This is a genomic window from Corynebacterium sp. UMB10119B, assembly GCF_030228125.1.
Lineage (GTDB): Bacteria > Actinomycetota > Actinomycetes > Mycobacteriales > Mycobacteriaceae > Corynebacterium > Corynebacterium pseudogenitalium.
Genome location: NZ_JASPBG010000014.1, coordinates 1 through 13,930 on the forward strand (window position 1 = coordinate 1; position 13,930 = coordinate 13,930).

The following is a 13,930-nucleotide window of genomic DNA, read 5'->3' on the forward strand; positions in this document are numbered from 1 at the left end:
GACGGTGTCGGGGAACTTTGCGGGCATCGGAATACCTTCCAGCCCTCAACACTCCAACGAAATGTCCGCGCTCCCAAACGGGGATTACTACAATCCTGTTACTACCATTTGGGTTTTAGCCACGCCCACAACCGCATTTCCCCAGGCTAATTCGCTCGCTCACCGGTATGGAGCGCGAGCCACACGCATGAAAAAACGCCCGCTCCAACCATGTGGTGCGGGCGCTGCAAAAGCTTACTTGCCAAGCTTACGACGCTGAACACGCGTGCGACGAAGCATCTTGCGGTGCTTCTTCTTGGACATACGCTTGCGGCGCTTCTTAATCACTGAACCCATAAGGCTTCCTCGTTTCTTCGTAGTACGTTCTTGACGTGCCGGCATCCACCCGGGGTGCACGCAATGGGTGTAAGCATACAACCAAGGTGTTTGGCACTCAAAAAGGTTCGGGCAAGGTGAGTGCTATTTATCCGACGTCGTACACGGAGGATTCAAGGTACTCACTGACCGCCGTTTCGTTGACGCGGAAGGAACGGCCGACGCGTACTGCCGGCAGCTCACCCGAGTGCAACAAGCGGTAGACCGTCATCTTGGAGACGCGCATAATTTCGGCGACTTCAGCGACGGTTAAGAACTTGCCTTTATCTTCATTTGCCATTAATTCATAAACCCTTCAGCACGGTCGCGCTGCAGGCTTCCCCTCCTGCAGGACGAAACACGCACGTGCTTCAAACAACCTTATCGTGAACACTGGGCCTAATGCGACTCATGTGCCGATAATTTTTCAAAGTGCCTGGAGAAACACCCCGTATCTGGTGTGAAAGCGGTGACTGCTGTGGCGCAACCGGCGCAACCGGCGCAATCGGCTCAGTAAGCTTCGGAGCGCGTCGCGCAGGCGTCGGTGGCGCGGTAGATCGCTGCGCGTAGGCCGGACTCCTCGAGTTCGCGGATCGCGGCGACGGTGGTGCCGCCTGGTGAGGAGACGGCGGCGCGCAGGCCGACAGGGTCGGGGTGCTGGTCCAGGAGCGCTCCGGCGCCGGCGCAGGTTTGGGTGGCCAGTTCCGTAGCGAGGTCCCGGGGCAGTCCGAGGGCAACGCCGGCGTCGATAAGTGCTTCGGTGAGCAGGAAGTAGTAGGCGGGCCCCGAGCCCGAGAGCGCGGTGACGGCGTGCATCGCCTTTTCTGGGACGGCGACGACGCGGCCCGCGGACGTCAACAGCTTTTCGACGGCCTCCCGCTGCTCGTCTTCCACGTAGCGGCCGGCGGAGACGGCGAGCACGCCCTTGCCCACGAGCATCGGGGTGTTGGGCATCACGCGCATGATCGGAGTGCCCGCGGACGAGATGGCCTCTTCCATGTCGGCGATGTCGACGCCGGCTGCCATCGAGACGAGCACGGTGGGCACCGAGTTGCTCGCGACGGTCTCCGCGATCTCCCCGATAACGTCAATGATCTGGTTGGGTTTGACGCACAGGAAGACAACGTCGGCGTCGGCGGCGGCCTCGACGTTGTCCGTCGTGGCCTGGATGGCGTAGCGCTCGGCGAGCGCCGCCACGCGCTCTTCGGAGCGGCAGGTGGCAATGAGGTGGTGCGGTTCAACCTTTGAGGCGATCAGCCCCTGCAGCAGGGCCTCGCCGATATTGCCAACGCCAATGATTGCGATTTTTTCCATGCACCACACACTAGCGCCACGGGGGCACTGTGGTGGAAAACGCCCTTAGAGCAGGGCCGGGCCGAACGCCATGACCAGGGCGGCAACGCCCGCGAGCGTCATGGTCAGACCATCGCGGCCAGTGTGCATCGCGCGCACACCGAAGACGACGCCCGCAACAGCGGCGGCGCCCAGGATGGCTGCGAGTGCGGTTGCCAGGTTCGCCCAGATCCAGCTGAACAGCATGAACCCGAGCACGCCCAGAACCACGCCGATGAACACGAAGAGCACCAGCATGATGGGGTTGACGGCGCCGTCGTCGGCTTCAGGCTCCACCTTTTCGACGTCCACATCCTCTACATGGTCGTCGTCGAAGAGGTCGAGGCTGTCTTCCTCAGCGGGTTTCTCAGCAGGCTCAGCCTTGGTGCGCTGCGCTGGCTCCTTGGTGTCCTCCACGACGCGGATCTGCGTCGTTTCGTCCTCGGAAGGGCTGGCCTTCGCGGCAGCCGCGGGCGGGTCAACCGGCTTCTCGGCCGCAGGCTTTGCAGCCGCGGGCTCTGCCTTTTCAGCAGCAGGCTTCGCCGGTGCGGGTTCGGCTGGTGCGTCGAGTGGCACGCTGGAGTGCTTCGCTTCGGCCGGGCGGGCGTCGACAGCCTTGAAGGAGCCGGTCAGCTCCGCGACCGAGACGCCGCCTTCCTCCAAGCTGCGGCGTCGGCGGGGACGCTTGCCCACGTCCGGGTTGGTTTTCTGGGCCCGGGCGAGGAGCTCCGCAACCGTCAGCTGCTTGTCCTCAGACATCAGTCGTTGTCTCCTTCGTCATCTCCTAAGTCATGCCCTTGGTCGATCCAACGGAGGATCACGCCTTCTCGTAGCGCCCATGGACAGATCTCTAACTTATCAAGCTTAAGCGCTCGCATGGCAGCCTCTGCAACTAGGGCACCCGCAACGATCTGGTGGGAGCGGTCAGCGCTGATGCCTTCGAGCTCCGCGCGGTCGGCTGCGGTCATGCGGGAGATGAACGCGATGAGCTGGCGCAGGCCCGGCGCGGTGAGGGTTCGCTTCACGAAAGGCCCAGCTGAGGAGGGTGCAGCGCCGGTTAGCCGAGCGAGGGAGCGAAACGTCTTCGAGGTGCCGACGGCCAGCCCCGCCTCCCCCAGCCCGTGGAACTCGCGGGCGGGCCCGGCGAGTTCAGCGTCGATGTAGTCGCGCAAAAGGTTGATCTTTTTGCGCTCGGGCGGGTCGGATTCGAACCACTCGTGGGTGAGCCGCCCGGCGCCCAGGTCGAGGGACACGGCCAGGTCGGGGCTTTCTTCGGTGCCGGTGGACATCTCCAGGGAGCCGCCGCCGATGTCCAGGTTGGTGATGCGCCCGGCGGACCACCCGTACCAGCGGCGCACCGCGAGGAACGTCAGCCGCGCCTCCTCCTCGCCGGAGAGGACTTCGAGGCGCACGCCGGTTTTCTTCTCAACCTTCTTGAGCACTTCCTCGGAGTTCGTTGCCGAGCGCACGGCGGACGTCGCAAAGGCGAGGAACTCTTCGCACTTCAGCTTGCTGCTTAGACCTGCGGCTTCCCCCACGGCGTCGACAAGCTTGTCGACGCCCCGAGGTTCAATATTGCCCTCGTCGTCGAGGAGTTCGACGAGCCGGAGCGGCTGCTTCCAGTCACTCATCGGGGTGGGGCGGCCACCGCTGCGGGCATCTACCCCCACGAGATGCACCGTATTACTGCCTACGTCTAATACACCTAATCGCACACCCTCAGCGTAGTGCGTCTACGGTGTGTTGGTGTGAATCAACCAGTTTTTCTCGGATTCCCCGCCGAATCCCCCGCCGGCCGCTCGATCCTCGCGGGACGCGAAGTGCCCACCGACTTCCCCCGCGAATGGTTCGTGTTCATGCACCCGGAGGACCCGCTGCACTACTTCAGCATCGACCTGACGTGGGTGGAATCCACCTGGTCCTGCCGGTTCGGCACACCGCAATGCCACGGGATTGATGAGGACTTCTCCGTTGTCGGCTGCTGCATCCACGGCGCGTACCTCTCCGACGAAACGGACCGCGACGACCTCTATAATGCGGTCGCCGAGATGCCTGCGAAGTACTGGCAGCTGCGCCCCCGCGACGTCGATTCCTACATCGCGGCCGCCGACCCCACCATCCTGGAGCCCTGGCTGGAATGGGACGACACCGAAGAAGAGGACGACGGCCCACACATCAAGACGCGCGTGGTGGATGGCGCCTGCATCTTCGCCAACCGCAACGGCGCCGAGACCGGCCCGGGCTGCTCCCTGCACCAGTGGGCGATGGCGGAGGGCCGCAACATCATCGGCTCCAAACCGGAAGTGTGCTGGCAGGTCCCGTTTTCCCGAGAGGACTCCTGGGAGGAACGCGCCGACGGCCAAGAGATCCTGCGCACCACCATCGGCGAGTACGACCGTCGCCAGTGGGGTGGCGGCGGCGAAGACTTCGACTGGTGGTGCACCGACGCGCCCGCCTGCCACACCGGCGGTACACCCGTGTGGCAGTCGATGAAGCAGGAGCTACAGCAGCTCATCGGCGAGAAACCCTACGAGGTCCTCGCCGCGCACTGCGCCGCCCGCGCGAAACTCCCCCGTGAGGCGAAGACCACGCACCCGGCCAGCGATCAGGCCTCGAACTTGTAGCCCAGGCCGCGCACCGTCACCAGCTGCTTCGGCTTCGACGGCTCCTCCTCAATCTTCGAACGCAGCCGTTTGACGTGCACATCCAGGGTCTTGGTGTCGCCGACGTAGTCAGCGCCCCAGATCATGTCGATGAGCTGGGAACGCGTAAGCACCCGGCCGGCGTTGCGCATCAGGTACTCCAGCAGGTCGAACTCCTTGAGCGGCATGCGGACTGGTTGGCCGTCGACAAGCACGCTGTGGCGCTCGACGTCCATAGTGACGCGGCCGCCGATGAGTACGTCGCGGCTCGGCTCGTCCTTTTCCTCCGCCGCCGACTCCCCGCCGCGGCGCAGCACCGCCCGGATGCGCGCAATGAGCTCGCGAGTCGAGTACGGCTTGGTCACGTAGTCATCCGCGCCGAGCTCGAGGCCCACCACCTTATCGATCTCCGAATCGCGCGCCGTGACCATAATGATCGGCACCGACGAACTCGCGCGCAGCTTCCGGCACACATCCGTGCCGCTCATGCCCGGCAGCATCAGGTCCAACAGGACAAGGTCGACGTCGTTGGCCTCGAACGCCTCAAGCGCCGCGGGGCCGTCGGCCGCCCACACCGTGGAAAAGCCCTCCTTTTCCAGCAGATACGACAGCGGATCCGCCAGGGACTCTTCATCTTCAACGATCAGGATCTTCGTAGACACGGTTAGGGAAACCCTCCTGCAAAAGCTACATCGGCAACTCGAGCGTGAAAGTCGACCCGGTCCCCGGGCGCGACCACACTCTGATAGTACCCCCGTGGTTTTGCGCCACATGCTTCACGATGGCCAAACCCAAGCCAGTCCCCCCAGTCGAGCGCGACCTCGCCTTATCGACGCGGTAAAAACGCTCAAACACGCGCTTCTGATCCTCCAGTGCAATCCCGATCCCGCGGTCAGTGACGCGCACAAGCGCCACCTTCTGCTTCCCGGACATACGCACCTGCTGCGTAATACTCACCGGCTGGCCGTCCGGCGAGTAGTTAATGGCGTTCGACACCAGGTTGCTCACCGCGGACGTCAGCAGCGACTGGTCCCCCATCACCGTAATCCCGGTGGGTTCCCCACGGATCAGGTCGATGTTGCGGCCCTCGGCGGTGACGTGGTTGCGGGTGATGGCGTCGTCAATCACCTCGTCGAGGCTCACCGGCGACATCTCAGGCAACGCCTCCGCACCCTGCAGCTTCGACAGCGAAATCAGGTCCGTGATCATGTCGCCCATCCGGTGGGCCTCCTTCAGCACCTTCGTGCCGAAGTAGTCCACCATCTCCGGGTCATCCGGGTCCTGCAGCAGTGCCTCCGCGAGCAGCGCCATCCCACCCACCGGCGTCTTCAGCTCGTGCGAGACGTTCGCCACGAAGTCGCGGCGCGCGTGCTCCATCCGCACGTTCTCCGACTCGTCCGTGCTGTAAGCAATCACGTAGGAGTTCTCCGTCAGCGTCAGCGGTTTGACCACCACGCGCACGTTCCGAATGCGGGACCCCGTCGCGCGAATCGGCAGGTCAAGGTCAAGGACGTGCGTCTCCTGATCCTCAAAGACCTGCTGAGCGGTGTCCCACACCTCCGGCTGCACCGTGCGGTCATACACCAGCGACATATCGTGCGCCCTCGCGTTCGAGAGCAACACCTTGCCCTCCTGGTTCATCACCGCAATCCCCGTCGGCGAGCCCTGCACCGCCAGCTGCAGCACCTCACTAATCGTGGCCGCCCTACGGGAATCCGAACCACCATCAACCCGGTTGCGTAAACGCCAACGCAGCGCCCGCCGCACCAACGGTGCAGCAAGCGCTGCGAGAACTACGCCCCCTAAAAACGCCAGTAGCGGGGACAATGTGGCTACTTACTTCTGGCCCTGGTTAGCAACCGCAGCAGCACCTGCCGCAGCCGCCTCCGGATCGAGGTACGTGCCGCCTGGGTTGAGCACCTTGCCCTTGCTGTCAATCTCGTAGACCAACGGCATGCCGGTCGGGATGTTCAGGGCAGCGATGTCATCGTCGGAGATGTTGTCCAGGTACTTCACCAGCGCGCGCAGCGAGTTACCGTGCGCAGCCAGCATGACCGTCTTGCCGTCGAGAACCTCAGGCAGGATGACGTCGATGTAGTACGGCAGGAAGCGCTCCACAACGTCCTTCAGGCACTCCGTGCGTGGCACCTCTGGGAGGAACGCGTAACGCACGTCGTCGGTCTGGGAGTACTCGTTGTCGGCGTCGATTTCTGGTGGCGGAGTGTCGTAGGAACGGCGCCAGCTCATGAACTGGTCCTCGCCGTACTTCTCACGGATCTCGGCCTTGTTCAGGCCCTGCAGCTTGCCGTAGTGACGCTCGTTGAGGCGCCAGTTACGCACAACTGGGATCCAGTGACGGTCCGCAGCGTTCAGCGCGATGTTCGCGGTGCGGATCGCACGACGCAGCAGCGACGTGAACACGATGTCCGGCAGCACGCCCTTTTCTGCCATCAACTTACCGGCGTTGACGGCTTCCTGCTCACCCTGCTCGGTCAGATTGACATCGACCCAGCCGGTGAACTGGTTGGACTTGTTCCATTCACTTTGTCCGTGACGGACAAGAATCAACTTTCCATTCGTCATGGCACCAATCATGCCACGAATCGTATGATTTTTCTTTAAGGTTGGGTCTCATGATCCACGCCAACGCCGTCGCCGCCGCGCTCACTGCCGCACTTCTCGCACCTGGAGCGCCATTTCGCGTCCTCCCGGAGCAGCCGCCGACCACAATGCGAGTGGGCAATCACACAATTTCCATCCCCGAACACGCCAGCGCCGCGTCCTGCTCCCAAGGCTTCAGCGGCACCATCAACGGCCAGCTCGTCATGCTCACCGCCGGCCACTGCTTCGACCTCTCCGAGGGTGTCGACAACGAGCCCACCGACGTCATGCGCACCCACCGCGTCGAAGTGCCTATCGACGCCAGCTACCGCCCCATCGGCACCCCAACCAACCTCAAACCCTCCACCGACTACGCCGACGTCTACCTCCCCTCACAGTTCTTCTGGGACACCGTCAACACCCCGGATTGGGGCGTCGTCACCGCCGCCCCCGACACCCCAGCCACCCGCATGTCCTTTTCCCGCGACGCCAACGGCCACGCCCACGGCGCACCCCGCGAACTGCGCTACATCCAGGACACCCGCAACCTGCCCTACAACTATTTCGACACCTCCAACTTCGGCCAGCCCATCTGCAAAGACGGCGCCACCACCGGCCGCACCTGCGGCCACCAACTCGCGCGTTCCCGCAACAGCATCTACTCCTGGGGCCTGCGCTACGAACACGGCGACTCCGGCGGCATCAACTACGACCCCCGCGACGGCGCCGTCCTCGGCGTCAGCTCCATGGGCATAGGACCCCTCGGCAAAGCCCAGCGTGCCGACCGCATCATCGAAGACGCCTTCAACGTCCCCGACGGCAAAGTCAACGAAGCCTTCGCACTCCCCGATTCCACCGCGCCCCACGGCGACTTCACCCCACTCAACCAGGAGCAAGGGGCGTTGATGGGCCAGATCATGCAGGACAACCCCGAACTGAAACCGAGCAAGACCGGCAAGCAAGGCTTCGACGAGGCCGTCACCGCCGCCCAACGTGACGCCGAAGTTGCCGCCCAGCGCGCCGGCCAGGTCCGCACTGTTGAGCAGGCACAACGCCTCGCCGCCGACGTCTCAGGTGCGGTCGATCACCACGCGCAGCAGCTCGGCAAGTGGGGTGCCGCCGCGGCGGTGGAGGCGATCGGGCGGTAGTCCGGGGCGGTGCGGTGGCGATCGGTTAAGGCATCATCTTTATCTTTGTGAGGTGTTGTACGAAAACCTTTAAGTCTGTTGGTTTTTACGTCATCACAGCCAGGGGACTGGAACACCCCAATTCGATAAATGTGGACCTACCGCATAGGCAGCCCCACCAAGAACGGCCAAGACCGCTAGAGCTATCCGCAAGGCCAAAATAGGCGACCCTTTGGCAAACGTGGAGGCATACTTCGCTAGGGCCACGTCTGCCGACGTATATGCCTGAGATGGACAAATTGGGCCACCAATTGCAGGCTGGACTGGAGACTTCTTCAGCTCACGACACTTCGCTGCTTCTTCTTCTGATGTCACCCCCCAGCGCATCGCCTCGCTCATCTCTTCAGACTCCTCACGATGCTTGAATACATACCACATAGCATCAGCGAAATCGAACACGTTGTCTGTTTTGCTCGACGCCACTGTTGCTCCCACAGTTTGGTCAACCGAAACCGCTGCACCAACACCGTGGGTAACCCCAGGCACAACTGTAACCAACGCAGTCATGCCACACACTAGAAATCTTCGCTGCATCTTCTTTACTTTCCGCACGACGATCCCCCACAAGAACTGCCTGGGAGCTTCGAACGCTCATGGACACCAAGGGACTTACGATTAAATTTCGCCGTAACACCGCCCCGCCAAGCTCGGTGCTTCTGAGCTTGAGTCAAGCTTTGATTTTGTACCGTTTTTTGTATCCAACCCAAATTCGAGTCGATTTTTGCAGCCGATCCAGACCCAATGCACTGCTTCCGCCCAGAGCTATCATTCTGGATTTCAGTAGTCGAAGCAACCCCAACTATCTCATTCCCGGCAAAAACCGCTGCACCAGAGTCACCGTGACACAAATTGGCGTCGCCGGTTGGGTCTAAACGCACTTGATCGGAGTAAACGTCTCCCCTGGTGGTATGAACCAGGTAATCAACTACCCCCACACGAAAGTCTGCTGCCGACGAAAAATTATTGCGCTGCCCAACCTGCCCCGAATAGCCAATTACTCGAACGCCGTCACCCACTCGTGGCGGCCTCGCACTCAACTCAAATTTTCTAGCATTAATTCCAGTTCCCACACGTATGAGCGCAAGATCGTGCTCCGGGTCGGGAGCCATTTCAATTAACTCAATCCCGGCAAATTCACCATCAGACTGCTGGATAAATCCAATTGAATTCAATTCATCCTCAACACAGTGCCGAGCCGTCAGCCAGTAATAATCTCCAATATAGTTGGCTGTACATGTTCGCTCCGATTTTAATCCGTCAGAGAAATATAAGGCACCGATCCTATTGTCGTATGTAGGAGTTTTATTGGTAGTGAACCAGTCCAACCCCTCATCGTACGGTTCATTTCCATCAGACTCATCCACCCAATGTTGTTCCTCACCACCTTCATATAACTCATTGACCTGCTCTCCAGCCTCTTGAGCCTGCACAACACTCACCGGCGTCCCTACAGCGCCAAAAGCGAAGACAAGCAGAAGACCCTCAACCAAAACTCGATACCGCACAGTAGCTCCTTAACGAAAGATTAACGGTCCGATCCTTTTCGATTTGATCGTAGCACAGTCCCACCAGTATTTACGTCATAATTGGTGCTACATACTCTGAATACATTTCACCCGACCCGATGCCTATTTTGAATAACCACCAGCATCACACGCTTCCAGTACCTCGACCAGAACGTTATTAAAATCTCTTGGCCGCAGCCCAAACCGGGCTCCCCCAAACATGCAGTTAGCTCCCGATGGCCTTCCGGTCGCAGAGGCCGCGGTCGAAGTGGTCGAGGGTGTCCTGGTAGATGCCGGTGAGGGCGTGGGCACTTTCGCGCCAGCTGAACTTGCTGGCTTGGGCGACGGCGGCTTGGCCCATGGCGATGCGGGTGTCGTCGTCGCGGAGGAGGGTGCCGATGGCGTTGGCCCAGTCGGCGGGGTCGTGGCTGGGGACGAGGGTGCCGGTTTGGCCGTCGGCGACGACGATCGGCAGGCCGCCGACGGCCGCGGCGACCACGGGGGTGCCTGTGGCCTGGGCTTCGACGGCGACGAGGCCGAAGGACTCGTTGTAGCTGGGCACGGCGACGATGTCGGCGGCTTGGTAGACGTTCACGAGTTCTTGGGGCGGCCGCGGCCCGAGGAAGCGCACGATGTGGCCCACGCCTTCTTCCTCGGCGAGGCGCTGGTACGTATCGACGCTCACCCCGCCCCCCGAGGCGCCTCCACAGATGAGGACACGCAGGGGGTAGTCGACGCCGTCGCGAACCAGTTTGCCGATGGCCCGGATGAGCACCTGCGGCCCCTTGAATTCTTGGAGGCGGCCGACGAAGGCGACCACTTTGGCGTGGACGGGGATGCCGAGATGGCGGCGCGACATTTCGGTGTTGCGGTTGGTGCCGGGGGTGTAGAGCTCGGTGTCGGCGCCGGGAGTGACCACGGCAATTTTGCCCGCGTCGACGTCGTAGTGGCGGGACAGTTCGGTGATTTCGTCTTCGGTGTTGACCACGAGGCGGTCGGCGTTGTCCACGAGTTGTTGTTCGCAGATGCGGCGGGCTTCGCTTTCGGAGCTTTCGGCACCGGATGCGTAGGCGTTTTTGACGGCGGCCCAGGTGTGGCCGGTGTAGATGAGGGGGACGTCGCTAAGTTCGGCGAGGAGCCAGCCGACCTGGCCGGAGAGCCAGTAGTGGGCGTGGATGATGTCGTAGTGGGCGTCGTAAATTCGGCAGAACTGTACGATGCCGCCGGCGAACGTGGCGAGCTGCGTGGGCAGTTCCTCTTTGGGCAGGCCTTCGTAGGGGCCGGCGACGATGTGGATGACCCGGAAGCCGGGCTCGACCTCGGCGATTTGTGGCTGGCTGGGGCGCGTGGCGCGGGTGAACACGTCGACTTCGATGCCCTGGCGCGCGAGCTGCTGGGCGATGTTGAGGATGTACACGTTCATCCCCCCGGCGTCCCCGATGCCGGGCTGCTCGAGGGGCGAGGTGTGCATTGAAATCATGGCGACGCGCATGCTCGCCAGCGTATTACATCACGGCGTGGCGGTGCCACGACCCGAAGTCGGCTGCGACGGTCGCGGCGAGCTGCTGGTAGGCGCGCAGGGTGTCGGGTGCGAGGCGGTCCATATCGACGACGGCACCTTCGGCGAGGTGGCGGTCGTATGGGATGGCGTGGACGGCGCGGGTGCGGGCAGCGAAGTGTTCGGTGAGCCGCTCCATATCAATGGTGGGTTTGCCCGGCGCGCCCGCGCTAATGACGACGACCGCATTGGAGGCGAGCTGGTCGTAGCCGTGGAGGCTGAGCCAGTCGAGGGTAGCTGCGGCGGACTGGGCGCCGTCGAGGGCTGGCGAGGTGACCAGGACGAGCGCGTTGGCCAGGTCGAGGACGCCGGCCATGGCGGAGTGCATGAGGCCGGTGCCGCAGTCGGTGAGGATGACGTTGTAGTGGTGTTGCAGGATGTCGATGGCCTTGCGGTAATCAAGTTCGGAGAAGGCTTCGCTAACGGCCGGGTCGCGTTCGGAGCCGATGACTTCGAGGCGTGAGCTGGCCTGGTTGGTAAATGCCCGGACCTGCGGGTACCGCGAGGTGTCCTGCGCGAGCAGGAGGTCACGGATGGTGGCGGGTGAGTTGGCGGTGGCGCGTTGCGCGAGCGTGCCGAGGTCCGGGTTGGCGTCGATAGCGATGACGCGGTCGCCACGGGTTTCGGCGAAGACGCCGCCGAGAGCAATGGTTGTTGTTGTCTTGCCGACGCCCCCTTTCAGCGACATGACGGCAATCCGGTAGTCGCCGCGCAGGGGTGCACGGATGGCGTCGATGAGTTCGTCGCGTTCGGCTTGGGCGCGGGAGCGCCCCGGGTTGATGCGGCCGCGGCTGGCGCTGTGGACAAGTTTGCGCCAGCCCTGTTTCGGCGGTGCTTTCACGGGATCGACCAGGTTGCTTTGGTCGAGGCCGGTTGGCGGTGTGAGGTCAGTGGTGGCGTCGAAAAATGTGGTCAATGGAATCCCCCCTTGTGTTTCCCCAATGGCTCACGAGCGTACCTGATGTGGAAAACTAGCAAAACCTACCAACCCGTAGGTTATACTTTCCCTCACCTACTTTCGACTAGCTAACAAAGGAGTGTTCATGGGCGCCTACGAAACCAAAGCCTGGCTCGCACACTACCCCGAATGGACCGACCCGAACCCGATCGTCGGCAGCGACACCCTCGTCAGCCTGTTCAATACCGCCGCAACCACCCACCCGGGCCGCACCGCCACCTGGTTCATGGGCAAAACACTCACCTACCAAGCCCTCAACGAGCAGGTCAACCGCCTCGCTGCCGCCCTGCAGCGCCTCGGCGTGGCACCCGGCGACCGCGTTGTTATCGCACTGCCGAACTGCCCGCAGCACGTCATCGCCATCACCGCGATCCTGCGCATCGGGGCCGTCGCCATCGAGCACAACCCGCTCTACACCGCCTACGAGCTGGAGAAACAGTTCCTGGACCACGGCGCGCGCGTGGCCATCGTGTTCGACCGGGAGGCCGAGACCTTCCACACGCTGCAGGAAACGACGGCGCTCGAGACGGTCATCGCCGTCAACCTTATCGACGCCATGCCCCGCCACCTGCAGCTCGCACTCAAGGTCCCGCTCGGGTCGGTGCGCGCCCAGCGCGAGGAACTGCACACACCAGCGCCGAAGGCGATCGCGTGGGAATCCCTCGTGGCGAAGCCCGCCACACCAACGAACCTGCCGACCATCGCACAGTCCGACACCGCGTTCATCCTGTACACCTCCGGCACCACCGGCACCCCCAAGGGCGTGCCGCTGACGCACGCCAACGTGCTCTCCGTCCTGGTCGCCGGCGCACAGTGGGTCAAGGACTGGGGCGCCGTCAACGAGAAGGTGCTCGCCATCTTGCCAATGTTCCACATCTACGGCCTGGCCCTGAACTACGGGTTCCCACTGACCGTCGCAGGCCAGATCGTGCTCGTCCCGGCGCCGAAGCCGAAGCTCTACCAGCAGGCCATTCTGAAGACTCGCCCGACCCTCCTGCCCGGCGTGCCGTTGCTATACGAGCGGATTGCGCAGTGGGCCGTCGAAAAGAATGTGGACCTCTCCTCCTTCCACAGCGCGATCTCCGGCGCCGCAACCCTGCCGCAAAGCACCATTGAGCTGTGGGAACGCGTCACCGGCGGGCAGCTCATCGAGGGCTACGGTCTGACCGAGACCTCCCCGATCCTGTGCGGCAACCCCCTCGACGGCAACCGGCGCCCCGGCTACATCGGCGTGCCGTTTCCGAACACCGACATCCGCATTGCCAACCCGGACAACCCCAGCGAGACCATGCCCGACGGCGCGCCCGGCGAGCTGCTCGCGCGCGGCCCGCAGGTGTTCTCCGGCTACCTCAACAACCCAGAGGCCACCGAGCAGGCCTTCCACGACGGTTGGTTCCGCACCGGCGACATGGCCGTCATGGAGCCCGACGGCTTCATCCGCCTGGTGGCCCGCATCAAGGAAATCATCATTACGGGCGGCTTCAACGTGTACCCGGACGAGGTCGAGGAGGCCGTGCGCACCCACCCGGACGTCGAGGACGTCGCCGTCGTCGGCCGCCCGCGCGAGGACGGCTCCGAGGACGTCGTTGCGTGCGTCACACTTCGCGACGGCGCCCCGCTCGATCCGGAAGGCCTGAAGGAGCACGCTCGCCAGCGTCTGACCCGCTACAAAGTGCCGCGCACCTTCTACCATTTCGAGGACTTGAACCGGGACCAGACCGGCAAGGTCCGACGCCGCGCGGTCCAGCAGGAACTGGTCGCCATGCTGCAGTCCACACAATAGGTTACGGTAG

The 13,930-nt window shown here is 62.9% G+C and carries 15 protein-coding genes; 3 read left to right on the forward strand and 12 right to left on the reverse strand.

The genetic code is table 11. From position 1 onward, the window contains the following. Positions 1-234: 234 nt before the first annotated feature. The 5 genes from QP802_RS09675 to QP802_RS09695 all read right to left on the reverse strand — a co-directional run bounded on the left by QP802_RS09675 (position 235) and on the right by QP802_RS09695 (position 3,401). Entirely contained in the window at positions 235-336 is a 102-nt protein-coding gene (locus QP802_RS09675; RefSeq protein WP_003855542.1) for a 30S ribosomal protein bS22, read from the reverse strand. A 127-nt stretch (positions 337-463) separates the two neighbouring features. Next, positions 464-655, reverse strand: coding sequence for a helix-turn-helix domain-containing protein (locus QP802_RS09680; RefSeq protein ID WP_070363204.1), 192 nt, complete (start codon positions 653-655; stop codon positions 464-466). Between the two features lie 209 nt (positions 656-864). Further along, positions 865-1,668: a pyrroline-5-carboxylate reductase gene (gene proC / locus QP802_RS09685; protein WP_256000721.1), complete on the reverse strand. Its 804-nt coding sequence runs from the start codon at positions 1,666-1,668 to the stop codon at positions 865-867. Between the two features lie 45 nt (positions 1,669-1,713). Beyond that, on the reverse strand, positions 1,714-2,445 hold the full coding sequence (locus QP802_RS09690; protein ID WP_284818580.1) for a hypothetical protein: 732 nt from the start codon (positions 2,443-2,445) through the stop codon (positions 1,714-1,716). Beyond that, on the reverse strand, positions 2,445-3,401 hold the full coding sequence (locus QP802_RS09695; RefSeq protein ID WP_284818582.1) for a Ppx/GppA family phosphatase: 957 nt from the start codon (positions 3,399-3,401) through the stop codon (positions 2,445-2,447). Before QP802_RS09695 ends, QP802_RS09690 begins: the two co-directional genes overlap by 1 nt. A gap of 33 nt (positions 3,402-3,434) precedes the next feature. Between QP802_RS09695 and QP802_RS09700 the strand changes: the two genes are divergently transcribed. Next, entirely contained in the window at positions 3,435-4,310 is an 876-nt protein-coding gene (locus QP802_RS09700) for a DUF3109 family protein (protein WP_070363207.1), read from the forward strand. On the opposite strand, the gene QP802_RS09705 is transcribed toward QP802_RS09700, so the two are convergent. The 3 genes from QP802_RS09705 to QP802_RS09715 are packed head-to-tail and all read right to left on the reverse strand — an operon-like array spanning position 4,292 to position 6,911. Continuing rightward, the gene (locus QP802_RS09705; protein WP_070477372.1) at positions 4,292-4,990 is read right to left on the reverse strand and encodes a response regulator transcription factor; all 699 of its coding nucleotides are present in this window, start codon (positions 4,988-4,990) and stop codon (positions 4,292-4,294) included. The two genes, QP802_RS09700 and QP802_RS09705, sit on opposite strands and share 19 nt — an antisense overlap. Positions 4,991-5,015: 25 nt before the next feature. Next, entirely contained in the window at positions 5,016-6,155 is a 1,140-nt protein-coding gene (locus tag QP802_RS09710) for a sensor histidine kinase (protein WP_083290798.1), read from the reverse strand. Between the two features lie 9 nt (positions 6,156-6,164). Continuing rightward, positions 6,165-6,911, reverse strand: coding sequence for a phosphoglyceromutase (locus QP802_RS09715; protein WP_070363602.1), 747 nt, complete (start codon positions 6,909-6,911; stop codon positions 6,165-6,167). 50 nt (positions 6,912-6,961) lie between these two features. On the opposite strand from QP802_RS09715, the gene QP802_RS09720 reads away from it, so the two are divergent. Next, positions 6,962-8,077, forward strand: coding sequence for a chymotrypsin family serine protease (locus tag QP802_RS09720; RefSeq protein ID WP_284818585.1), 1,116 nt, complete (start codon positions 6,962-6,964; stop codon positions 8,075-8,077). Positions 8,078-8,170: 93 nt separating this feature from the next. Here QP802_RS09720 and QP802_RS09725 read toward each other — a convergent pair whose 3' ends face one another. The 4 genes from QP802_RS09725 to QP802_RS09740 all read right to left on the reverse strand — a co-directional run bounded on the left by QP802_RS09725 (position 8,171) and on the right by QP802_RS09740 (position 12,095). Next, complete coding sequence (locus tag QP802_RS09725; RefSeq protein WP_143000818.1) at positions 8,171-8,623, reverse strand: hypothetical protein; 453 nt, start codon at positions 8,621-8,623, stop codon at positions 8,171-8,173. A gap of 32 nt (positions 8,624-8,655) precedes the next feature. Next, complete coding sequence (locus QP802_RS09730) at positions 8,656-9,621, reverse strand: S1 family peptidase (RefSeq protein ID WP_256007640.1); 966 nt, start codon at positions 9,619-9,621, stop codon at positions 8,656-8,658. Between the two features lie 226 nt (positions 9,622-9,847). After that, a complete protein-coding gene (gene mshA, locus QP802_RS09735; RefSeq protein ID WP_284818588.1) occupies positions 9,848-11,113 on the reverse strand; it encodes a D-inositol-3-phosphate glycosyltransferase in 1,266 nt (421 codons plus the stop codon). 13 nt (positions 11,114-11,126) lie between these two features. Beyond that, positions 11,127-12,095 carry a MinD/ParA family ATP-binding protein gene (locus tag QP802_RS09740; RefSeq protein WP_070363214.1) on the reverse strand — a complete coding sequence of 323 codons (969 nt, stop codon included), beginning with the start codon at positions 12,093-12,095 and terminating at the stop codon, positions 11,127-11,129. A 127-nt stretch (positions 12,096-12,222) separates the two neighbouring features. Between QP802_RS09740 and QP802_RS09745 the strand changes: the two genes are divergently transcribed. After that, positions 12,223-13,920 carry a long-chain-fatty-acid--CoA ligase gene (locus tag QP802_RS09745; protein WP_284818590.1) on the forward strand — a complete coding sequence of 566 codons (1,698 nt, stop codon included), beginning with the start codon at positions 12,223-12,225 and terminating at the stop codon, positions 13,918-13,920. The last annotated feature ends 10 nt before the right edge of the window (positions 13,921-13,930 follow it).

Bases quoted from the DNA above. Each gene is read 5' to 3' on its own strand.
- QP802_RS09690 (WP_284818580.1), bottom strand. From the start codon at position 2,445: ATGTCTGAGGACAAGCAGCTGACGGTTGCGGAGCTCCTCGCCCGGGCC.
- QP802_RS09675 (WP_003855542.1), bottom strand. From the start codon at position 336: ATGGGTTCAGTGATTAAGAAGCGCCGCAAGCGTATGTCCAAGAAGAAG.
- QP802_RS09745 (WP_284818590.1), top strand. From the start codon at position 12,223: ATGGGCGCCTACGAAACCAAAGCCTGGCTCGCACACTACCCCGAATGG.
- mshA (WP_284818588.1), bottom strand. From the start codon at position 11,113: ATGCGCGTCGCCATGATTTCAATGCACACCTCGCCCCTCGAGCAGCCC.
- QP802_RS09680 (WP_070363204.1), bottom strand. From the start codon at position 655: ATGGCAAATGAAGATAAAGGCAAGTTCTTAACCGTCGCTGAAGTCGCC.
- QP802_RS09715 (WP_070363602.1), bottom strand. From the start codon at position 6,911: ATGACGAATGGAAAGTTGATTCTTGTCCGTCACGGACAAAGTGAATGG.
- proC (WP_256000721.1), bottom strand. From the start codon at position 1,668: ATGGAAAAAATCGCAATCATTGGCGTTGGCAATATCGGCGAGGCCCTG.
- QP802_RS09720 (WP_284818585.1), top strand. From the start codon at position 6,962: ATGATCCACGCCAACGCCGTCGCCGCCGCGCTCACTGCCGCACTTCTC.
- QP802_RS09725 (WP_143000818.1), bottom strand. From the start codon at position 8,623: ATGACTGCGTTGGTTACAGTTGTGCCTGGGGTTACCCACGGTGTTGGT.